Source organism: Streptomyces sp. NPDC001135 (assembly GCF_053598395.1).
Genome location: NZ_JBSFKD010000001.1, coordinates 82,859 through 101,480, shown reverse-complemented (window position 1 = coordinate 101,480; position 18,622 = coordinate 82,859). Strand labels below are relative to the sequence as shown.

General features: G+C 68.4%; 26 protein-coding genes and 1 pseudogene. 18 read left to right on the top strand and 9 right to left on the bottom strand.

Annotated features, from left to right (window positions below):
• Positions 1–35 precede the first annotated feature (35 nt).
• On the bottom strand, positions 36–770 hold the full coding sequence (locus ACWC94_RS00585; RefSeq protein WP_450794139.1) for a GAF and ANTAR domain-containing protein: 735 nt from the start codon (positions 768–770) through the stop codon (positions 36–38).
• Positions 770–1,663 carry a GAF and ANTAR domain-containing protein gene (locus tag ACWC94_RS00580; RefSeq protein WP_450794138.1) on the bottom strand — a complete coding sequence of 298 codons (894 nt, stop codon included), beginning with the start codon at positions 1,661–1,663 and terminating at the stop codon, positions 770–772. Before ACWC94_RS00580 ends, ACWC94_RS00585 begins: the two co-directional genes overlap by 1 nt.
• A gap of 356 nt (positions 1,664–2,019) precedes the next feature.
• Here ACWC94_RS00580 and ACWC94_RS00575 point away from each other — a divergent pair, with 356 nt between their 5' ends.
• Positions 2,020–2,733, top strand: a complete 714-nt coding sequence (locus ACWC94_RS00575) for a hypothetical protein (protein WP_450794137.1) — start codon at positions 2,020–2,022, stop codon at positions 2,731–2,733.
• A gap of 245 nt (positions 2,734–2,978) precedes the next feature.
• Here ACWC94_RS00575 and ACWC94_RS00570 read toward each other — a convergent pair whose 3' ends face one another.
• Positions 2,979–3,200 carry a hypothetical protein gene (locus ACWC94_RS00570; RefSeq protein WP_450794136.1) on the bottom strand — a complete coding sequence of 74 codons (222 nt, stop codon included), beginning with the start codon at positions 3,198–3,200 and terminating at the stop codon, positions 2,979–2,981.
• 210 nt (positions 3,201–3,410) lie between these two features.
• Here ACWC94_RS00570 and ACWC94_RS00565 point away from each other — a divergent pair, with 210 nt between their 5' ends.
• The 6 genes and pseudogenes from ACWC94_RS00565 to ACWC94_RS00540 all read left to right on the top strand — a co-directional run bounded on the left by ACWC94_RS00565 (position 3,411) and on the right by ACWC94_RS00540 (position 8,025).
• Entirely contained in the window at positions 3,411–3,998 is a 588-nt protein-coding gene (locus tag ACWC94_RS00565; RefSeq protein WP_450794135.1) for a histidine phosphatase family protein, read from the top strand.
• 124 nt (positions 3,999–4,122) lie between these two features.
• Positions 4,123–4,296 (top strand): hypothetical protein, encoded by a 174-nt coding sequence (locus ACWC94_RS00560; protein WP_450794134.1) that lies wholly within the window; start codon positions 4,123–4,125, stop codon positions 4,294–4,296.
• A 154-nt stretch (positions 4,297–4,450) separates the two neighbouring features.
• A pseudogene (locus ACWC94_RS00555) lies at positions 4,451–4,552 on the top strand (tyrosine-type recombinase/integrase); the annotation flags it as partial.
• A 78-nt stretch (positions 4,553–4,630) separates the two neighbouring features.
• Positions 4,631–4,885, top strand: coding sequence for a ribosomal protein L7/L12 (locus ACWC94_RS00550; RefSeq protein WP_450794133.1), 255 nt, complete (start codon positions 4,631–4,633; stop codon positions 4,883–4,885).
• A 390-nt stretch (positions 4,886–5,275) separates the two neighbouring features.
• Entirely contained in the window at positions 5,276–5,845 is a 570-nt protein-coding gene (locus ACWC94_RS00545; RefSeq protein WP_450794132.1) for a DUF4232 domain-containing protein, read from the top strand.
• 698 nt (positions 5,846–6,543) lie between these two features.
• Positions 6,544–8,025, top strand: coding sequence for a hypothetical protein (locus ACWC94_RS00540; RefSeq protein ID WP_450794131.1), 1,482 nt, complete (start codon positions 6,544–6,546; stop codon positions 8,023–8,025).
• A gap of 227 nt (positions 8,026–8,252) precedes the next feature.
• Here ACWC94_RS00540 and ACWC94_RS00535 read toward each other — a convergent pair whose 3' ends face one another.
• The 5 genes from ACWC94_RS00535 to ACWC94_RS00515 are packed head-to-tail and all read right to left on the bottom strand — an operon-like array spanning position 8,253 to position 10,119.
• Entirely contained in the window at positions 8,253–8,630 is a 378-nt protein-coding gene (locus ACWC94_RS00535; protein ID WP_450794130.1) for a hypothetical protein, read from the bottom strand.
• Positions 8,627–8,977 (bottom strand): hypothetical protein, encoded by a 351-nt coding sequence (locus ACWC94_RS00530; RefSeq protein WP_450794129.1) that lies wholly within the window; start codon positions 8,975–8,977, stop codon positions 8,627–8,629. Before ACWC94_RS00530 ends, ACWC94_RS00535 begins: the two co-directional genes overlap by 4 nt.
• Positions 8,971–9,399: an ATP-binding protein gene (locus tag ACWC94_RS00525; RefSeq protein ID WP_450794128.1), complete on the bottom strand. Its 429-nt coding sequence runs from the start codon at positions 9,397–9,399 to the stop codon at positions 8,971–8,973. The genes ACWC94_RS00530 and ACWC94_RS00525 overlap by 7 nt, the downstream gene beginning before the upstream one ends.
• A 46-nt stretch (positions 9,400–9,445) precedes the next feature.
• Entirely contained in the window at positions 9,446–9,853 is a 408-nt protein-coding gene (locus ACWC94_RS00520; RefSeq protein WP_450794589.1) for an NUDIX hydrolase, read from the bottom strand.
• Positions 9,854–9,873: 20 nt separating this feature from the next.
• Positions 9,874–10,119, bottom strand: a complete 246-nt coding sequence (locus ACWC94_RS00515; protein WP_450794616.1) for a hypothetical protein — start codon at positions 10,117–10,119, stop codon at positions 9,874–9,876.
• Between ACWC94_RS00515 and ACWC94_RS00510 the strand changes: the two genes are divergently transcribed.
• The 11 genes from ACWC94_RS00510 to ACWC94_RS00460 all read left to right on the top strand — a co-directional run bounded on the left by ACWC94_RS00510 (position 10,033) and on the right by ACWC94_RS00460 (position 17,598).
• Positions 10,033–10,752 carry a GntR family transcriptional regulator gene (locus tag ACWC94_RS00510; RefSeq protein ID WP_450794588.1) on the top strand — a complete coding sequence of 240 codons (720 nt, stop codon included), beginning with the start codon at positions 10,033–10,035 and terminating at the stop codon, positions 10,750–10,752. The two genes, ACWC94_RS00515 and ACWC94_RS00510, sit on opposite strands and share 87 nt — an antisense overlap.
• Positions 10,753–10,920: 168 nt before the next feature.
• On the top strand, positions 10,921–11,277 hold the full coding sequence (locus tag ACWC94_RS00505; protein ID WP_450794127.1) for an SCO3933 family regulatory protein: 357 nt from the start codon (positions 10,921–10,923) through the stop codon (positions 11,275–11,277).
• On the top strand, positions 11,277–12,653 hold the full coding sequence (locus ACWC94_RS00500) for an FtsK/SpoIIIE domain-containing protein (RefSeq protein ID WP_450794126.1): 1,377 nt from the start codon (positions 11,277–11,279) through the stop codon (positions 12,651–12,653). Before ACWC94_RS00505 ends, ACWC94_RS00500 begins: the two co-directional genes overlap by 1 nt.
• Before the next feature lie 39 nt (positions 12,654–12,692).
• Complete coding sequence (locus ACWC94_RS00495) at positions 12,693–13,304, top strand: DUF2637 domain-containing protein (RefSeq protein ID WP_450794125.1); 612 nt, start codon at positions 12,693–12,695, stop codon at positions 13,302–13,304.
• A gap of 10 nt (positions 13,305–13,314) precedes the next feature.
• Positions 13,315–13,506 carry a mobile element transfer protein gene (locus tag ACWC94_RS00490; protein ID WP_450794124.1) on the top strand — a complete coding sequence of 64 codons (192 nt, stop codon included), beginning with the start codon at positions 13,315–13,317 and terminating at the stop codon, positions 13,504–13,506.
• A gap of 17 nt (positions 13,507–13,523) precedes the next feature.
• A complete protein-coding gene (locus ACWC94_RS00485) occupies positions 13,524–13,718 on the top strand; it encodes a hypothetical protein (RefSeq protein WP_450794123.1) in 195 nt (64 codons plus the stop codon).
• 25 nt (positions 13,719–13,743) lie between these two features.
• Complete coding sequence (locus ACWC94_RS00480) at positions 13,744–13,989, top strand: SpdD protein (RefSeq protein ID WP_450794122.1); 246 nt, start codon at positions 13,744–13,746, stop codon at positions 13,987–13,989.
• A 158-nt stretch (positions 13,990–14,147) separates the two neighbouring features.
• A complete protein-coding gene (locus ACWC94_RS00475; RefSeq protein WP_450794587.1) occupies positions 14,148–15,431 on the top strand; it encodes a replication initiator in 1,284 nt (427 codons plus the stop codon).
• Positions 15,424–15,663 (top strand): helix-turn-helix transcriptional regulator, encoded by a 240-nt coding sequence (locus ACWC94_RS00470; protein WP_450794121.1) that lies wholly within the window; start codon positions 15,424–15,426, stop codon positions 15,661–15,663. Before ACWC94_RS00475 ends, ACWC94_RS00470 begins: the two co-directional genes overlap by 8 nt.
• Positions 15,663–16,880 carry a tyrosine-type recombinase/integrase gene (locus ACWC94_RS00465; RefSeq protein ID WP_450794120.1) on the top strand — a complete coding sequence of 406 codons (1,218 nt, stop codon included), beginning with the start codon at positions 15,663–15,665 and terminating at the stop codon, positions 16,878–16,880. The genes ACWC94_RS00470 and ACWC94_RS00465 overlap by 1 nt, the downstream gene beginning before the upstream one ends.
• A gap of 553 nt (positions 16,881–17,433) precedes the next feature.
• Positions 17,434–17,598, top strand: coding sequence for a hypothetical protein (locus ACWC94_RS00460; RefSeq protein WP_450794119.1), 165 nt, complete (start codon positions 17,434–17,436; stop codon positions 17,596–17,598).
• 85 nt (positions 17,599–17,683) lie between these two features.
• Here the strand turns inward: ACWC94_RS00460 and ACWC94_RS00455 are convergent, their stop codons facing one another.
• Positions 17,684–18,445 carry a phosphoglyceromutase gene (locus ACWC94_RS00455; protein WP_360083814.1) on the bottom strand — a complete coding sequence of 254 codons (762 nt, stop codon included), beginning with the start codon at positions 18,443–18,445 and terminating at the stop codon, positions 17,684–17,686.
• Between the last annotated feature and the right edge of the window lie 177 nt (positions 18,446–18,622).

Genomic DNA, 18,622 nt, shown 5'->3' with positions numbered 1-18,622 from the left:
GGGGCGGCTGTCGACCGGCCCGCCGTTGATCGGTCTCAACTGGGCATGGGGGTGAGGACGGTGTCCGGGTGCAGGGTGCGGTTGACCAGGGCGTGGGCGGTGTCCAGCAGGCGGCGGCGGTGGCCGTCGGCGTAGGCGCGCAGGGCCGTGTGGGCCTCGGCCAGGGACAGGCCGCCGGTCTCCGCGAGCATCCCGGTGGCCATGTCGACGGTGGCCCTGGCGGCGAGCGCGGCCTGTACGCGGTTGCTGACGTCGGTCGCGCGCACCAGCTCCGGCCGCCAGTTGACCAGCGCGACGGCCGTGACGTCGGAGAGTGCCTGGGCCAGCTCCACGTCCAACGGCATGAGCCCGCCGGGCCCGCGGAGCAGGAGGTTGACCGCGCCGACGGTCTGCCGGTGGACGCGCAGGGGAAGCGCGTGCAGGGAGCGGTAGCCGCGCCGCAGCGCGAACGGGGTGACGTGCGGCCAGCGGTCCCGGCTGCCCTCGAGGTCCGGGACGTCGATACGGCGGCCCTCGCGGAAGCTGTCCAGACAGGGGCCCTCGTCGGCCTGGAGCTGGAAGAACTCCAGCTCGCCGGCGTCGTCCTCGGTGACCGCCAGCGTACGCAGCTCACCGCGGCCGGAGACGGCCATGATGCCGACCGCGTCGGTGCCGGTGATCTCGATGCAGTAGTGGGCCAGGCGGTCGACGAGCACCACCGGGTCCATGTCGTCGGCCAGAGAGTCGGCCAGCCCCACGAGCGCCTCGGCGAGCTGCTGTTCACGGCCCATCACCGTTCACCGTCCCTTCCCTCGTCCCCGCCGTCACGCCCGTCCTCACCGGCGTAGTCCCTGCGCTCACCGCTGTCGTCGGCCTGCGACTCCGGCTCCGCCTCTGGTTCCTTGGGGAAGCGGAGCTTACGGGCCAGGACCTCGCGGGCCACCTGGCTGACCGTGCGGCCGTCGACGTACGCGCGCGCCCGCAGCCGGTCCAGGGCCTGCTCGGGGTCCAGGTCCAGCTGCACCATCACCATGCCGACCGCCTGGTAGACCTCGGTGTGGTCGGACTCGGAGGCCGCCACCCACGACGCTACCTCCTCCTCCGGGTCCTCCTCGGCGCCATCGTGGCCGGCCGCCTGGAGGCTCACGAGGGAGTACGTCACCGCGTCGCGCACCCACAGTGCCGTCCGCATGTCCTGCTCCGTCAGCCCGCCGACGGATTCGCTGTACAGGTCGAGGGTGCCGATCGCGGCGCCGCTGACACCGAGCGGCAGCGAGAAGACCGCGCGCACGCCCAGCGCGACCGCCTCGTGCGCGAAGATCGGCCAGCGGCGGGCGTCGGCCCCGCTGGTGAGGTCGGCCGCGACGACCGGGGCGCCCTGGTCGAGAGCGCTCTGGCAGGGGCCGTCCCCCACGGTGTACTGCAGCTCGGCGAGCCGGGCGGCGACCCGGTCACTGGCGCACCAGGTGACGCGCACGCCCTTCCCGCCGGAGATCGACACCGAGGAACCGCTGACCGGCAGCAGTCGTACGCACGCCGCGCAGAGCGCGCCCGGCACCCGCTGCGGGGCGTCGGCACCCCGCGCCGCGGCGGCGAGCGCCTCCGTGACCGACAACCGCGCCTGTCCGTCCGGCGGCATCCCGTCACCGGCCGGTCCCTGCGGCTGCGCCGGCGGCATCGCCATCACCGCCCTCGTGACGCTTGATCAGCAGACATGTTCCACCAGTATCCCGCCGGGCGAGCCCGGCACGACTGCTCCCCACGCCCCGAGTGCCCAGCCTGGGCCGAGTGACGTACCGCTTTTGAGGGCTTCTCCGCCCAGTGCGTCTCGCGGCCGCCGGCCCTCTCGGTCACCGCCTGGTGGGAGGCCAGGGCGGTGACCACGTGGACGACGTCCAGCTGGTCCTCCATGCCGGACGCGACCGCGCCCTCGGGAGAACGCCTGGGCGGGCCGGGGGACATCGCCCGCGGGCGTGACGGCACGATCAGGCTTGATCGCGAACCGTGACCCCGGACCCCCGATGGGAAGCTGGAGCGACAGTGGCCAACCCCTTTGCGCCGCCGCCGGAGATCCCCAGTCAGCCGTTGTGGTCGCCGCTGGACGAGTACCTCTGGCACTCCTGTGACATCCTCGCCGACATGCTCGAGGGGCACGTGGCGCGGCGGCCGGTCGTGGGCACAACGGCACGGCTGCAGCGGGGCGACCGGGCCCTCGCTGTGGGACCGGGGCAGCGTCTGACCTGGCGAGCCCTCGGCAACGGAAGCCACAGCCACAACGACGTCTTCGCCTTCGGCACCCCGGGGGTGGTGATCAGCACCCTGGCAGCCAATGCGATCGGCAATGCCACTCGCCGTCGTCGGGCGGCACGCGACGCCCAGCCCCGCTGGGTAGTGGAGGGGACCGGCGAAGTCACCCTCACCCCGCGGAAACCGCACTTCGCGCACCCCGTGTGCGAAATGGACCTCGAATGGGGCGGATTGAGCGCGATCGAGCTCGTATCCGTCGATGTCTTCCAGACGGGCTTCATCAACACCCGCGGGGGTCATGCGGCAGTTCGCATACGGACGCCGTGGGCGTCGCTCGCCTTCGCCCTTGCCGCGATCACCGCCTTCCCCGCCCATCCGCGCCTGCTCAGCCGAGGCCGGCTGCCCCCGGATTTCGAGCAACGATGTGCGCGCGGGCCGCCCCTGCCGTCCGGCAGCACAGCTCGCACTACGGGGAAGCGGCTCGTAGCAGGACTTGGGCGGAGCTAGGCCGCCTCGGGCCGCGCCGCACGCATGCCCGGGTCGGGCTCCCGTGCGCCCTCGAACAGCAAGGTGTCGTCCGGCCCGAAGTCAGGGGCCTGGAAGGGGTTGGTCGTCGGAGGCGGCGATGCCGCGCTGGAGCAGCGGGGCTGCCCCTCCGGGGCGGAGAACAGCGGCGTCAGATCGATGAGAAGTCTCGCTTTCCTGGCAGGTCCCCGAGGGGGCCTGGTGTGCCGTGACCGGGCACTGCGGTCCTACAGCTTGGTCATCTTGGCGTACGGGCTCAAGATACGCATCTGCGCCGAGCCGAAATCCACGTGCGCCGCGATGCCGTCCTCGATGCCGATCACCCGTCCGAGGCCGTACATGTCGTGTGTGACCTGATCGCCCACGGCGAAGTGCTTGGGAGCCGGTGTGACCGGGGCCTTGAAGGGGCTGGTGGGCAGGTGACGCTTCGGTGCAGCAGGCTTTGTCATGGCTCAGTATGAGCCCACGTTTGCGTCGCTCGCTGTGGCCGTCGGCACAGATCCAGACCGAAAACACCCGCCTCAGACCACTGACCTGGGGGTTTCGAGAGCCAGTGAGGCGAAAATTCGACCCGTGGTCTCGTTCGCTGATCGCGGCCGGCCTCTGCGTCGCCGGTAATCCGGTCCACCGTGCCACATGATCGGCTAGCGTGCTCGCCCATGGGGGAGCTGATATTGATCAGGCACGGCCAGACCGAGTGGAGTCTTTCGGGTCAACACGCCGGCCGCACCGATGTTCCGTTGACAGACGCAGGCGAGGCAGCGGCCAGGGCGCTCGCTCCGAAGCTGGCGGGGCGCCCGCTGGTCGCGGTGTTCAGCAGCCCGTTGAGCCGCGCCGTGCGGACGGCCGAGCTGGCCGGCCTGACCGGCGCCAGGCCCGATCCCGACCTGATCGAGTGGGACTACGGCGGTTATGAGGGGATGACCGCGGCCCAGATCCGTCGGACGCGGCCCGGTTGGGACCTGTGGCGGGACGGCGTCGTCCCCGGCGACGCCGCCCATCCCGGTGAGCGGCTCGCGCAGGTGGCCGCGCGGACGGACGCGGTGCTGGACCGGATCCGGCCGCTGTTGAGCGACGGTGACGTCGCCGTGGTCGCTCACGGTCACCTGGCACGCGTCCTCACCGTGCGCTGGCTGGGGCTGGACGCGTCGGCCGCCCGACTCCTCGGCCACCCGCATCCGGGAACCCTGAGCGTCCTGGCCACCGAGGACGAGCAGCCGTTCATCTCGTCCTGGAACGTCCCGTAGCAACAGCCCGCCGCGTCCGGGATGCCCTGAGAACGCAGCAACAAGCAGGCCGCCGTCCCACAAGGTGGCTTCACCTCTTGCCTCAAGGGGCACACGGCCAGTGAGACCCCACGGAGGTACCGAGATGAGCGCCGGAGAACGGGCCAAGGCAAAGGCCGAACAGATCGTCGGAAAGACCGTGCGGAAGGCGGCCCACGCGGTGCACAAAGAAACCCTCGCGGCGAAAGGCGCCGCTCTCGAATCACGGGGCAGGATGCGGGGCGCGAAAGAACAAGCCAAGGGCTCCTTCAAGCGCTGAGTGCGCTGCCGCAGGCTTGAACCGTCCCCTGAGCTGGCGATTCGCTGACCTGCGGTCTTCCGGCTCTCTCCGGTGTTCCCCACTACTCCCCCGCCGCTTGCTCTCGCCCGTACTGGGTCGCCGGCAGTGGTGGCATTACCGGACGAAGTGTGGGCTCTGGCGTACGTCGCTCAACGAGGAAGTGGGGAAGCGGGCCCTCGCCACTGCTGGGGTGATCCCCATGCGGAAGCCGGGCGGGTCATACGCCGAGTCCCGCCTGGGACGCGGGCGAGAACACCAGGGCCCTGGCGGCTCAGGCACCTACGCTCCTGATTAGAACGGGAGGGGACCAGGGATGGCGGTCGAATACTTCACATTGGTCTGCGACGAGGTGCCCAACGACGTGCTCCTCGCCGGCCCCGGCGCCAGCCCGCTCGATGTAGCCCAGGTCGTACGCCGCCTGGCCGGACTGAGTCTCTGGCGTAGCAAGGTCCTGGTGGATCAAGCCCCGGTTGTGATCCTCGACGGCATTCCAGAAGAAGCCGCCGAGATCGCGGTCGCGGCGCTCCGCGATGTGGGCGCACAGGCAGAGATCAGGCAACAGACCTGATTGCCCTGCCCTGGGTTTCGACCGCCCGTTTTTTGGCGCTGATCAGCGGGGTGAGCACCTCACCTGACGTTGCTTGTTGACCTCGGAGGTTCCAGGCAGGTCCCGACTCCGGCTGGGTACCGGACGGCTCGCAGGTCAGCGACTCAGCGCACCCTCGGTGCGCGCCGGGGGCGTGGTGAAACCCGTGGCGCGCTGGAGGTGCTTCTGTCCGCCCTGACGGCCATCTGCACGGGTGCAGCCCGTTGTCACCGTTCCGTCACAAGTAGTCGCCGCACGGAACCCTGCCGCTCTCCCGCCCTGTCTGCACTCACGTACCAACGACCACGCGTACCGCGGGGCAACAACCGACGACCGAAACCCGCGGACGAGACGACTCAGGGGGACGACAGCATGCGTCACAGCAACGGCATTCGCAGGGCGGCTCTGGCGACGACGGCGGTCACGGCCGTCGCGGCGGCGGTGACCGGCATCCTGCCCGGCACCGCCATGGCGGCGAGCACCACCACCTCCACCCCGCCGCCCGCCTGCCCGGCCTCCGCCCTCCAGGTCAGCGCCCGGCAGGCCGTCCACCGGCCCGTCGGGACCGGGACCGGGGCGGCGGTCGTGCAGTTCACCAACGTCTCCCGGGGGACGTGCGTCCTGAAGGGCCATCCGACGGTCGCGGGCGCCGGCAACGGCTCCCCCGCCCACAACACCCCGCTCAAGGTCACCCGCACCGGCAGGGCGGCCACCGTGACGCTCCGGCCGCACGGCAAGGCGTGGGTGAAGCTGACCTTCGTCCAGGTCCAGGGGGAGGCCGACGGCTACTGCGTGTCGGGCAAGGACCCGGTGACGTATCCGACGATGGTCATCGGGCTGCCGCGCTCCGGGAAGCACCAGGTCGCCCTGAACGACGGGGTGTGGGCCGAGTGCGACAACAAGGTGACCGTCACCCCGGTCTCGGCGGTCAAGCTTTCCTGACCCCCACCGTCCCCACAAAACGAGCAGCCTGCACGACGTTCGCAACGCTCTGACCTGCATGTTTACGAGGCACTGCACATAAGTGCAGGTCAGTGACTCAGCGAAGACAAGCGGGCGAGGCTGAGGTTCCAGGGAGGTTCCAGAGCGTGAAAATGCCCCCGATCCGCGCTTCCCGCGCAGGTCAGGGGCAGATCACCAAACCTACTTCTTCTTGCCCTGGGTCTTGCCGGGGATCTTGGTGAGCTGGGTTGTCTCTGATCAGCGGCGGTGGGCTCGTGAGCCTGGTGGTCGTTGCTGGTCGCCGTTGGTCATTGGCGAGTGACCTCGGACGGCCCAGAGACGGCCCAGCTTCGGCGCGCTCGCCTGATGGCCGGCACGGTCGACGCGCCCAGTCCGAACCTCAGCCGACGACAGTCAGCCACGACGGTAGGTGCACGGAGCGACCACGCACGCGTATGCCTCGCTGCACCCTCACCGGCCTCAGCCACGCTGCCGATGTCGCCGGCCAGAGCAAGTCATGGCGGCTGGCCCGGCGTAACGATGCCTCGGCCCACCCGTCGCGCTCACCTCTTGGCCCCCAGTGTCGAGTTGGCGTCACCGAGTGCCAATCCGATCGTCGGTCTGACGGCAGGGGGCACCTGAGGACATACTTGGCCCCTGCAACGCTCAACACACAATGCGTCAAGCGGGAGTTGTAAGTGAACGCGAGCCCAGGCCTGCATCTGCTAGAGCAACTCATTTTCCCTGCTCGCTACGAAGCGCTGGCCTCGCACCTCGGGGCGGAGCTCGCTTCGCTACTCGTGACACCTGAAGTCGAGACCCAGAATCTCCTAGAAGATGCGGCGCGTGGGCTAATGGCGCGCGGGGAAGGGCTATTTCTTCCCATCTACGCCCCTTCGGGAACTGGCAAGACAACCCTCGCAAACAATCTAGACAAGTTTCTTCCCGGCCTCTTCCTGCCGACCATCCTTTTCTCCGGAAACGTTAACGCCGACGCACTGCAGCGTGAAACTGCGCATCATTTGAGTAAGTTTGCGGTGAACGATAAGCGTATCGTCCCGATCAATATTGACCATCGCGAGGGGAGTCCACCCTCAGGAGAGGAGTTGGCGGAGATCAAGCGTTTCTTGCGCCACCCCGAAGGTGGTTCCAAGGCCCTCATCCTCTGGCCGGACACTCAAAGAGATCTCTCGGAAGCCATGTCTCGGGCCTACAGCGATATCGCAGGAAAGCCCCCCATCGATCTTCCCGTGGCCATCTCTGGCCCACCCCGGGAGACGTGGCAAGAGATCGCAAAAACGACCCTCCGCCTCGTAAACTCTATCGATTCGCTTGAAGATCTGGGGGTTGAGCCCAGCAGCTACGATCCAAGTGGATTCACATCACTAGGTGGATTCCTTAGGGAAATCTCTGACGACTTCGCCAAGCTTGTTACCAGCATGCGCAGGGAGATGCGAAAGTCGTTGCGACTCGCCATCATTTTTGCCAGCGAAAGTTCCGATGCAGGAATTCTTACGCATTTGACCAGCAGTAATCAGTTCGGACTCCTTGACGGCAGTGCCCTGCTGGATTCTTCGCCTGACAGCGAGGTAGGGAAGTGGTGGAAGGCCAGGCGAGGCCTACTAACCAGCACGATCGTCCGACTGGATGCGAGAGCTTTTAGCCTGCCCCCCAGTGCGTCTGTCGGCATCTTGCGCCGATATGGGCCAGAGGAAGTTAGGGAAAATCTGAACAGCCTCGGAGTGCGCCTCCCTGGCGATTCAGTGGTAACAAGGAATATTGAGCGTTGTGACCTGGGTAAGTACTTGCTGGGGCAGTCCAAAGCGATTTTGGAGACCAAGGGAACGCCGACCACAACATCACTCCTCGCCTTCCAATACCTCGCTGAGTCTGGCTTCACTGCCGGTCGCGACAAGGCGCTGAACTATGCTCTAGCTGAGGCGTTGACCGCATTCGCCTCTGCGCAAGATCTCAGTTACACGACCATGGCAGAAAAGAAGCTGGACTTTTGCCCTCTGATTCCAGACAACTCCCTCAACTTTGAGAAGGAGGCCATTTGTTTGGAGTACACCTGGCGGGCCAGTGACTTCATGGTCGCTAAAAATCGGGGAAATATCGCCGCTTACTGCCTCAGGAAACTTCGGAACTACAGTCGAGAGCTAGGCTGGGCTCCGGAATAGATACGAACTGACTCGTCATTCGAACGAGTAATAGGGACCTCGCTATCTTGTGGCACATCGGGAGCCTGCAAGTTTCCCCTCACGGCAAGTAGGTGATCACTGTGCGCGCGGCACGGACACCGGCCGGGCTGGAGCGGGGCGGAGACTGGAGCGCAGGCCCGGCCGGGGGCCGGGACGCGCGCGGCGAGCAGGGCGAGCCGCCTTGAACCAGTAGAGAAAGTTGTAACTCAGTCGGTCGCGCAGGGCTTGAAGGCGTATGCACAGGTGGGTAGTTGCGCCCCTTGGCGGTCGGCGAGCGACAGAAAGAGGACCGGCCGCATCGTCCACGTGAGGCGGGTACCGGCTTGAGTGATCGTGACCGTGCAGGGCTCCGAGCGCAGAAGAGCACGTCGAGTCGCCGTTCGGCCCTGGTGCAGCCAAGCCCATGCCTGCTCGGAGGCGTCCGGGCCCAAGGCGGGTGAGATCGTGCGGAGTGTGACCGCGACCCATCTGTCCGCCTGGGGTGCCGCGTACGCGTCGAAGGATGCCCGGAGTGCCGGCGGCTGATCGCCGCTCAGGTCCTCGGTCCAGCACTCGCACCAGTAGCCGCGCGCGAGTCCCGTCACGATGCCGCTCCCGTGCGGTAGGCCACGAGCAGGTAGCGCGTGTTCTCGTCGTGCAAGGTGAGTTGGTAGGCCGTTCCTGCGGCCAAATAGGCGAGAGCTCGTTCGTGCTCGAACTCGTCGATGAGCCAGTGCTGGCCTGGCTGTGCGTACGGGGCGTCGAGCTGGTCCGTGATGTGACTCGTGCGCTCCCGGAGCCAACGCAATGCCAAGCGGGGACTTGCGGCGCCGTAGGACCCCAGTGTGATGAAGCGGTCCTCGTGCAAGGGATGGGCGGCGGCCCAGCACTGATAGAAGGGGGCGTGCTGGCCGCCCCGAGGTAAGTGCTCAGCGACGGTCGACGTCAGCATGACCGTCCTTCCGGGCTCGGCTGTGCGAAGAGTTCCGCGGTGACCGTGCGGCCGCCGTCGCTGTCGTGGACCACGACCCGGTGAGCGATCGCGCTGACCATACCCAAGCCCCGGCCGTGCTCGGCGTCCTCGACCTGGTCCTCGACCTTCGGGGCCGTCGCCGCGCCTCCGTCGTCCGTGACGGACAGGGCGATTACCTGCGGGGAGACCGCAAGGGCCAGGTGGAACCTGCCGGACTCCTGGCCGCTGGCGGTGTGGAGGATCGCGTTCGCGCTCAGCTCGCTCACGATCAGCTCGGCGTCCGCGGCTAAGGGGGATCCGCGCAAGATGTCCCGGGTCCAGCGGCGGGCCCGGCTCACTTCTTCTGGGAATCCTGGGCAACTCAGCCCCCAGACCCGGGCTGTACTCGTATACTCGTGCATACAAGTTCCTTCGTGCTGGTAGGCCGCCATGTGCAGCGGGTTCGGGCTAGACGAGTTTCACGCCGTCGTGGGCGCGGATGGCCGGCGGGGACGCCGCGTCGAGTGCGTCCAGGACGCGGATCGCGTACGCCTCGTCGGCAAGCTCGGTGACCTCTTCGCGGGTGGCCCAGCGCAGCGCGCGGGTCTCGTCACCGGTGGTGGGCACGCCATCGGCGGCTTCACAGCGGAAGACCAGCGAGACGATCAAGCCCTTCATGTTCTTGTAGACGCCGGTCAGGGTTGCCGGAAGTGCGATCTTGATGCCGGTTTCTTCGAGGACTTCGCGCTGGAGGGCCTCTGGGACGGTTTCCTCGCGTTCGAGGACACCGCCTGGCGGCTCCCACTTGCCGTTGTCCCGGCGCTGGATCAGGAGGGCCCGGCCTTGGCCGTCGACGACGACCCCGGCGACGCTCACGGAGTGCGGGCGTTCTGTGCTCACGTTGCTCGGCCCTCTCGGCTGGCTAGGCTCTCCACCGTAGCAACAAGACTCGCCCACTCGTCTAGATACCTAAAGGAGTACTCGACGTGAACCCTCTCCCTTCCGGCCTCCTCGGCGATCTCGACCCCACGAGCGATCGTGCGGTCTTCCGGCAGATCGCCGACCAACTGCGTGAGGCCATCGACCGTGGGCGGTTCCGGGAGGGTGAAAAGCTGCCCTCTGAAGCCGAGCTTGTCGAGCACTATGGAGTGTCCCGGATGACCGTCCGGAACTCGTTCTCCATCCTCACGGGTGAAGGCCTGGTGCACGCTGAGCACGGCAAGGGCGTCTTCGTCCGGCCCCGTCCGCCCGTGCGGCGGCTCGCCTCTGACCGGTTCGCCCGGCGGCACAGGGAGCAGGGGAAGTCCGCGTTCATCGTGGAGGCCAACGCGGCCGGCAGTCACCCTCAGGTCGACAGTCTTGAGGTCAAGGAGGAGAAGGCCAGCCAGGACATCTCCGCTCGGCTCGGATCCGTCCGGCGCGTGCTCGCCCGGCGGCGCCGGTACCTCCTCGACGGACGGCCCGTCGAGTTCGCGACCTCCTATCTGCCGCTCGACATCGCGCGCGGCACCCCGATCGCCGAACCCAACCCCGGGCCAGGTGGCATCTACGCCCGCCTCGAAGACCTCGGTCATCGCCTCGACCACTTCGAAGAAGAGATCCGTGCCCGGATGCCCTCGCCCGCCGAGGTCAAGACGCTGCACCTGGCGGCCGGTGTGCCCGTAATCCACCTGATCCGGACTGCCTTCGACACCGAGGGACGAGCCGTTGAGGTCTGCGACACGGTCATGGCGGCGGACGCGTACGTCCTGTCGTACCAGCTCCCGGCGACCTGATCGACGCGGTGTACGGCGGTGCGCGGGGACGCCTTCCCGAACTCGTACACCCCAACACGCTTACTCGTATAGACGAGTGGGCAAGTGGTGTGGCACAGTGGTCCGCACGAACCCGGCATCGGGTTCTCGGAACGTCTCTTGTATAGACGAGTAGATAGGGGAACTTCCTTGCGTACCATCCGCGTCGAGACCTCCGCCGCGACGATCCTCCTCACCGAAGCGCCTGAGCTGAAGGTCCGCGACCGGCAGACGGGCGAGATCGCCAAGGACGCGACCAGCGGTGAGGCCCTGATGACGATCGGCGTCGTCTACATCGAGGACGGCGAGTCGTCGCTGATCAAGGTCACCGTCCCGGAGGGCGGTATCTCCGAGGGGCTGACCCTCGGGGCGCCGGTCTCGCTCCCCGGGCTGGTCGCCCGGCCGTGGGAGTCCGTGTTCAACGGTCAGCAGCGCCACGGCATCGCCTACCGCGCCGCCGCCGTCACGCCGGCCGCGTTCCCGTCCGCCGCGGGGGCCGCCGCCTGATGGCCGACCTGACAACGCTTCTGGAGGTGGGTGGACCCCTTGCCGCGCTCGGCGGCGGGGCCGCCTACACCCGGGTCAAGCACCCGGCCGTGTACTGGTCCACGATCGGCCTGCCGATATCCACGGCCCGGCTGCTCGGCTCGTACAGCTCGGTCATGGAAGCCTGCGGTCTGACCGTAGCCCCGTCCCGGCTCCGGATCCTCGCCGTCAAGGCCACGACCAGTCGTGAGGTCCGGCCCGTACCGCCCCGCCGGGGAATCATCCGGCCCACCTCGACCGGTCTCCGGATCCGGCTCCGGCTCGCACCCGGGCAGGAGCCCGCCGACGTCGCCGCCTCGGCGGAACGACTGCGGCATGCCTGGGGCGTCCACGCCGTGTACGTCACGACCGTCAAGCCGGGCGTGGTCGAATTGCGGCTAGTCGGCTACGACGTCTTACGGCGGGTGCGGATGCCCCGAAAGATCGCGGACGGCCTCCTCAAGGTGCCGGTCGCACTGCGGGAAGACGCCACTCCGTTCGTACGGGACTACCGGACCATCCCGCACCAGCTCACCCTCGGTGCCACCCTGTCCGGCAAGTCCATGTACCTCCGGCACCTGATCGCCGGACTCGCCCCCCAGCCGGTCGCCCTGGTCGGCATCGACTGCAAGCGCGGTGTCGAGCTGGCGCCCTTCGCGCCCCGGCTCTCGGCACTCGCCACGGACCCGGAACAGGCCGCCGAGCTGCTGCCCGTACTGGTCAAGGAGATGGAGGATCGATACGACCTGATCAAGGCCCGACAGGGGATAGCCCCGGACACCCCGGACGAGGAGATCACCTCCGACATCTGGGGACTGCCGGACAGCGAACGCCCGGTACCCATCGTGCTGTTCGTCGACGAGGTGGCCGAACTCTTCCTCGTCGCCACGAAGAAGGACGAGGAACGCCGGGACGAGATGGTCACCCAGCTCATCCGCCTCGCCCAGCTCGGCCGCGCCGCCGGCATGTACCTGGAGGTGTGCGGGCAGCGCTTCGGCGCCGAACTCGGCAAGGGTGCCACCATGCTCCGGGCCCAGCTGACCGGCCGCGTCTGCCACCGCGTCAACGACGAAGCCTCCGCGAAGATGGCCCTCGGCGACATCGCACCAGAAGCGGTCCTCGCCGCCTGCTCCATCGCCCCCGAACGCCCCGGCCTGGCCGTTGCGGGTGACACCTCCGGCGGCTGGTCCCGCATCCGCACGCCGTACCTCTCCCTCGGCGACGCTGCCGAGACCTGCCATGAGTCGGCGGACCTCGTGCCCGACCTGCCCGCGTTCGAGCGCTTCCGGCCCGACGTACCCATGCGCCTCGTCGAGACCGCGACGCCGACCGTTCTGGCCCACCCGGTCTCCGACTGACTCATCCCTTCCCCGCCCGACTCCAGAAGGAGCCGCATCATGCGTGCCCGCCTGGTCCGCGTCGACGCGGTACTCGTCCAAGCACTCATCGCCGCCGCGCTGTCCTTCGCCCACCTTCACGACGTCGCCGTGGCGGCCGGACAGGACGGGTGGAAGGCGTGGGCCTATCCCGTCTCCGTCGACCTGTTGCTCGTCGCCGCCTGGCGCCGCCTGCGCTCGGACACGACCAAAGCGGCGGCCTGGTGCTGGTTCGTCATCGCGCTCACGGCATCCCTCGGTGCCAACGTCGCCACCGCCGGTCTCCTCGACCTCGGCCACGTCCCCGCCTGGCTGCGCATCCTCGTCGCCGGCTGGCCCGCCATCGCCTTCCTCGGCGGAACCCTTCTCGCCCACTCGGCGGTGGAGAAGCACGCCGACGTCGACGATCAGGAGGCCGAGCACGAGGCCACACCCGAACTCGCCGGCCAACCCACCCTCGAAGAACCGCCAGAACCCCCGCCCGTGCCGGTCCCGTCGGCCCTGGTCGACCACGCCCGAAAGGTCGCCGCCGAGCATCACGCCCGTACAGGTACCGCGATCGACACCCCGACCCTCCGCACCCGCCTCGGCGTCCCGGCACCCATGGCCGAAGCCATCGCCGCTCACCTCTGAAAGGACACCCATGGCCGCGAACCGCAACTTCCGCGACGTCACCCGCATCGGCCCCGTCCAGGTCGGCACCTCCTACGACCGGCGCGGCCGCGAGAAGCACACCGCCGTCTGCACGGCCCCTCGCTGCGGGTTCTCCGCCGACTACGACAGTCGCGCCGCCGCCGAACTGGCCGCCCGTACCCACCGCTGCACCGTCCGCTGAAAGGACCAAGGCCAACCGTGACCGTCAGCCTGCCGCTCGTGCTCGTCCTCGGCTTCTTCGTCTGGGGAGCCGTCAAGTTCCTCGGCGTCCGGCCCTGGATCGTCGTCCTCATCGCCCTGTTCGGCTTCTGGCTCTCGCACACCTTCCTCGCCTCCGGCATCGAATCCGGTACGCGCTCCGGGGTGAGCGTCGTAAACGGCACGCATGACTAGACGAGTAGATAAGTAGAGGTCAGCCGTGTTCCTGCCCAAGTACCCGGACGACCCCACCCCTCCGCCGGCCCACACCCAGGCGTCGACGGACCCGAGGCCGCTCCAGCGCTCCCGCCCGTCGCTCTCCATCGATCAGAAGACGGTCGCGGCCGTGCTCGTCGGGGGTGTGGTCCTCACCGCGCTCCTGGCGGCCGTCGCCGTGACGGCCATCTCCGTGGCCATCGCCGCCGTGGTCCTGCGCTCGCTGCTCCGCGAGCACAACCGGCGCTGACACGCCCCTGACCCCCGGGGCGGCGCGACACGGCCAAGCATCCGCCGCCCCGGCGGCCCATTCCTCCCGACAACGCCCGTCAGAAGGAGACCGCCATCTTCGCCCGCACCACCCCGCCCCCGCTCCCGGAACTCAGCAACCTCGCCGCCCACGGCACCCTGCCCGGTATCCTCCGGCAGCTCTCCGGACTCGGCGGCTGCACGCACCCCATCCGGCTGGACGGCCACCGCACCGAGTACGACGTCGACGCCACCACCGGTGAGATCGGCCGCGTCCTCCAGCACCTCGACTCGACCGCCCTCCCGGCTGGCCAACTCCTCGTTCGCTGCAACAACCGCCGCACCACCCGCTGCCCGGCCTGCGCTGAGGTCTACCGCCGCGACACCTTCCACCTGATCACCGCCGGACTGCGCGGCGGCAAGGGCACCCCGGAACACGTCGCCGCACACCCCCGCGTCTTCGCCACCTTCACCGCCCCCGGCTTCGGCCCGGTCCACAACCGCCGTACCGACGGCCGTCCGTGCCGCTGCGGCACGCACCACGACCAGGACGACGACGTCCTCGGCACCCCGCTCGCCCCGGACACGTACGACTACGAAGCCGCCGTGCTGTGGAACGCGCACGCCGGTCTTCTCTGGCGCCGCTTCTCCATCTACCTGCGCCGAGAGGTCGCCAAGCGCGCGGGCCTGTCACAACGCCGGTTGCGCGAACACGCCCGCGTCTCCTTCGCCAAAGTCGCCGAGTACCAGAAGCGCGGCGCGGTCCATTTCCACGCCGTGATCCGCATCGATGGTCCCGGCGGCGGAGAGACTCCACCTCCGGCCTGGGCGACGGGTGAACTGCTCACCGACGCCATCGGGGCCGCTGCCGCCAAGACCCATGTCGACGGCCCGGTGATCGGCGGCCGCACGCACACCTTCGCCTTCGGCCGCCAACTCGACGTCCGCACCATCCGCTCCGCCGACTTCAACGACGGCCGGCAGCTGACCGAACGGGCCGTCGCGGCGTACATCGCCAAGTACGCCACCAAGGGCGCCGAGACCGCCACGGGCGCCCTCGACCGCCCACTGAAGTTCGCCGCCGAACTCGCCCAGCTCGACATCAGCGACCACGCCCGCCGCCTCATCCGAACCGCCTGGACCCTCGGCGCCCGCAAGGACCTGGAACACCTCCGCCTGCGCGCCTGGGCCCACATGCTCGGCTTCCGCGGCCACTTCTCCACCAAGTCCCGCCGCTACTCCACCACCCTCGGTGCCCTCCGCGATGCCCGCGCCGAATGGCGGCGAGCACAAGCGACAGCCGCCAACGGCCCGGAGACCGACACGACGTACGTCCTCGCCCACTGGGTCTTCGCCGGAACCGGTCTGTCCGACGCCGAAGCCTGGCTTGCCGCATCCCTCGAACCCGCCCCCGGAACGGAAGGAGAGCCCACGCATGGCTGATCGACGCCGCGCCTCGGCCGAAGTAGCCGCCGCACCGCGCACCCTGCCCACGCGGTTCCTGACTCCTGAAGACCTGGTGGAGATGTTCGAGCTGCCCAGTGTCGAGACGGTCTACCAGTGGCGTCGTAAGCACACCGGTCCTCGGGGCTTCCGGGTCGGCCGGCACCTGCGGTTCGATCCGGACGACGTACGCGCCTGGGTGGAGTCCCAGATCAAGGGGGCCGCTGCCTGATGGCCGGACACATCCAAGACCGCTGGTACAAGGAAGAGAAGGGACCGGACGGCAAGACTCGCAAGGTCAAGACCGAGCGCTATGGGACGGGCCTGCGCTACCGCGCCCGCTACGTGGGCCCGGACGGCACCGAGAAGTCCAAGAGCTTCCCCGACCGTCAGAAGCGGCTCGCCGACCAGTGGCTTGCGCAGACCGAAGCGGACATGGCGCGGGGGCAGTACATCGACCCCCGGGCGGCCCGGATCACCTTCCAGCAGTACGCCGAGAAGTGGGTGACCCACGCACCGGACCCGAACACGCAGGCCTCGATGGAGTCGCAGCTTCGGTTGCACGCCTACCCGTACCTGGGTTCGCGCCCTCTCGGCTCGTTCCAGCCCGCTCACATCCGCGATTGGGTGCGGCAGCTCCAGGAGAACGGCGTCCGCGGCTCGTACGCCCGGACGATCTACTCCAACGTGCGTGCCGCCCTCAGCGCGGCCGTGGACGACGGGCACCTTCCCCGGAACCCGTGCGCCGCTCGCTCAGTCCGTCCACCGGCCGTGGACAACAAGCGCATCGCCCCCTGGACGCGGGAACGAGTCTTCGCCGTCCGGGCCGGCATGCCTGAGCGGTACCAGGCCATGGTCGACCTGGGCGGCGGCTGCGGCCTTCGGCAAGGCGAGATCCTGGGCGTGGCCGTCGACGCGATCGACTTCGCGTCGGACACCCTCCACGTGGTCCAGCAGCTCAAGCTGAGCCGCAGCAAGCCGGTCTTCGCCCCGCCGAAGGGGGGCAAGCTCCGGGACGTGCCGCTCCCCGGTCCAGTCGCTGACGCCCTCCGCGCCCACATGAAGCGGTTCCCGCCGGTCGAGATCACCTTGCCGTGGAAGGTGGCGGACGGCCCTCCGGTGACCAAGCGACTGATCTTCACCGGGCCGCGCGGCGGGCACGTCTGGCGTACGTCGCTCAACGAGGAGGTGTGGAAGCGGGCTCTCGCCTCGGCCGGCGTGATCCCCGAGCGGAAGCCGGGCGGGTCGTACGCCGAGTCCCGCGAGAACGGCATGCACGCCCTCCGCCACTTTTACGCCTCGGTGCTCCTGGACGCCGGGGAGAACGTCAAGGCCCTGGCCGAGTACCTCGGCCACTCTGACCCCGGCCTGACCCTGCGCGTGTACGCACACCTCATGCCGTCCAGCCAGGAGCGCACCCGCAAGGCCGTGGCCTCTGTCTTTGCCTGACCCGAGGTTCGAAGCAGGAGCATCCGGCAGCGCCTTCCTTCACGGACCCCAAATCATGGACCCCAAATCACGGACCCAAATCGCGGACCCAAATTGTGCACCAAATCGCGGACCAAATCGCGGACCCAAATTGCGCACCAAATCGCGTACCCCAAATCGCGAACCAAATCGCAGACCCAAATCACGGACACCGTCGTGCCCGGGCAGTCAACCAGGCAGCCATCCGGGTAGACAGGCGGCCGGGCGGGCGCCGGCCGGGCGAGTCGGCGACCGGGCTACGGCGGGCACTGAGCAATTTCCGGAAACTGCGGCACCGCCTTACTAGTGCGCTTAACCTGACTCTGGCTGACCACGAAGTCGCGATTATCGACGCGTTCCCCCCGGGGGTATCCGCCAGCGATTTTGACGGCCAGGTGATCCGTGGTTAAGTTCTGCTCGCGGATTGGAAAGGCCGCCCCCGTTGCACCGGAGGCGGCCCTGTCTCCACCCGTGCTCGCAAACCTGGGAACAGATTCTCGAAACGTTGGAGGCAACAAGCATGCCACGATTCGGCGTGACCATCGACATCTGCCCGCGCGGCCTACCGTTCTGCATGATCGGGGCGAGTGAGGCTGGGTACGGCTTCTGGGTCAACGTGCCCGCAACCGTCTCGCTTCCGCTCGCCTTCCTGATGACCTTCCGAGTGACCGTCCGACGCTGGCATTACCAGCGTCCGTAGCACCACGGCCCACGGACGGCCCCCACCCGTGAAGAAGCCCCCTGCCCATGGGAGAACCGCAGGCAGGGGGCTTGTTCGTGCTGGCTTACTTCTTCTTGCCCTGGTTCTTGACCGCCTCGATCGCCGCCGCGGCCGCCTCGGGGTCGAGGTAGGTGCCGCCGGGGGTGATCGGGTTGAAGTCGGCGTCCAGTTCGTAGGAGAGCGGGATGCCGGTCGGGATGTTCAGGCCCGCGATGTCGGCGTCGGAGATGCCGTCCAGGTGCTTGACCAGGGCGCGGAGCGAGTTGCCGTGGGCCGCGACCAGGACCGTGCGGCCGGCCAGGAGGTCGGGGACGATGCCGTCGTACCAGTACGGCAGCATGCGGTGGACGACGTCCTTCAGACACTCCGTCTTCGGGCGGAGCTCCGGCGGGATGGTCGCGTAGCGGGCGTCGTTCGCCTGCGAGAACTCCGAGTCGTCCGCGAGCGGCGGGGGCGGGGTGTCGTACGAGCGGCGCCAGAGCATGAACTGCTCCTCGCCGAACTCGGCCAGCGTGGCCGCCTTGTCCTTGCCCTGGAGCGCGCCGTAGTGCCGCTCGTTCAGGCGCCAGCTGCGGTGGACCGGGATCCAGTGGCGGTCGGCGGCCTCGAGGGCCAGCTGGGCCGTGCGGATCGCGCGCTTCTGCAGGGACGTGTGGACCACGTCGGGGAGGAGGTCGGCGTCCTTCAGGAGCTCGCCACCGCGGACTGCCTCCTTCTCGCCCTTCTCGTTCAGGTTGACGTCCACCCAGCCGGTGAACAGGTTCTTCGCGTTCCACTCGCTCTCGCCGTGGCGGAGGAGGATCAGCTTGTACGGTGCGTCGGCCATGGCAAAGAGCGTAATCCACGGCTTCCCGTACCCGCCCGGCCCGGCCAGTGGGTGGACTGTTGACGGCATCTGTTAAACGAGTGGCCACCGAAACCCTCGCTCTGTAAGTTGTGCTTACCGATTGAGCCACTTACAGCGCCCGCAGGGGGCGTTCGTCGTTCCGTGGGGGGATTTGTC

What these genes read in the sequence shown, in the direction of transcription:
- ACWC94_RS00585 (WP_450794139.1), bottom strand. Translation starts at nt 770, where the DNA reads ATGGGCCGTGAACAGCAGCTCGCCGAGGCGCTCGTGGGGCTGGCCGAC.
- ACWC94_RS00580 (WP_450794138.1), bottom strand. Translation starts at nt 1,663, where the DNA reads ATGGCGATGCCGCCGGCGCAGCCGCAGGGACCGGCCGGTGACGGGATG.
- ACWC94_RS00570 (WP_450794136.1), bottom strand. Translation starts at nt 3,200, where the DNA reads ATGACAAAGCCTGCTGCACCGAAGCGTCACCTGCCCACCAGCCCCTTC.
- ACWC94_RS00565 (WP_450794135.1), top strand. Translation starts at nt 3,411, where the DNA reads ATGGGGGAGCTGATATTGATCAGGCACGGCCAGACCGAGTGGAGTCTT.
- ACWC94_RS00560 (WP_450794134.1), top strand. Translation starts at nt 4,123, where the DNA reads ATGAGCGCCGGAGAACGGGCCAAGGCAAAGGCCGAACAGATCGTCGGA.
- ACWC94_RS00550 (WP_450794133.1), top strand. Translation starts at nt 4,631, where the DNA reads ATGGCGGTCGAATACTTCACATTGGTCTGCGACGAGGTGCCCAACGAC.
- ACWC94_RS00545 (WP_450794132.1), top strand. Translation starts at nt 5,276, where the DNA reads ATGCGTCACAGCAACGGCATTCGCAGGGCGGCTCTGGCGACGACGGCG.
- ACWC94_RS00530 (WP_450794129.1), bottom strand. Translation starts at nt 8,977, where the DNA reads ATGCTGACGTCGACCGTCGCTGAGCACTTACCTCGGGGCGGCCAGCAC.
- ACWC94_RS00525 (WP_450794128.1), bottom strand. Translation starts at nt 9,399, where the DNA reads ATGCACGAGTATACGAGTACAGCCCGGGTCTGGGGGCTGAGTTGCCCA.
- ACWC94_RS00500 (WP_450794126.1), top strand. Translation starts at nt 11,277, where the DNA reads ATGGCCGACCTGACAACGCTTCTGGAGGTGGGTGGACCCCTTGCCGCG.
- ACWC94_RS00495 (WP_450794125.1), top strand. Translation starts at nt 12,693, where the DNA reads ATGCGTGCCCGCCTGGTCCGCGTCGACGCGGTACTCGTCCAAGCACTC.
- ACWC94_RS00490 (WP_450794124.1), top strand. Translation starts at nt 13,315, where the DNA reads ATGGCCGCGAACCGCAACTTCCGCGACGTCACCCGCATCGGCCCCGTC.
- ACWC94_RS00470 (WP_450794121.1), top strand. Translation starts at nt 15,424, where the DNA reads ATGGCTGATCGACGCCGCGCCTCGGCCGAAGTAGCCGCCGCACCGCGC.
- ACWC94_RS00465 (WP_450794120.1), top strand. Translation starts at nt 15,663, where the DNA reads ATGGCCGGACACATCCAAGACCGCTGGTACAAGGAAGAGAAGGGACCG.
- ACWC94_RS00455 (WP_360083814.1), bottom strand. Translation starts at nt 18,445, where the DNA reads ATGGCCGACGCACCGTACAAGCTGATCCTCCTCCGCCACGGCGAGAGC.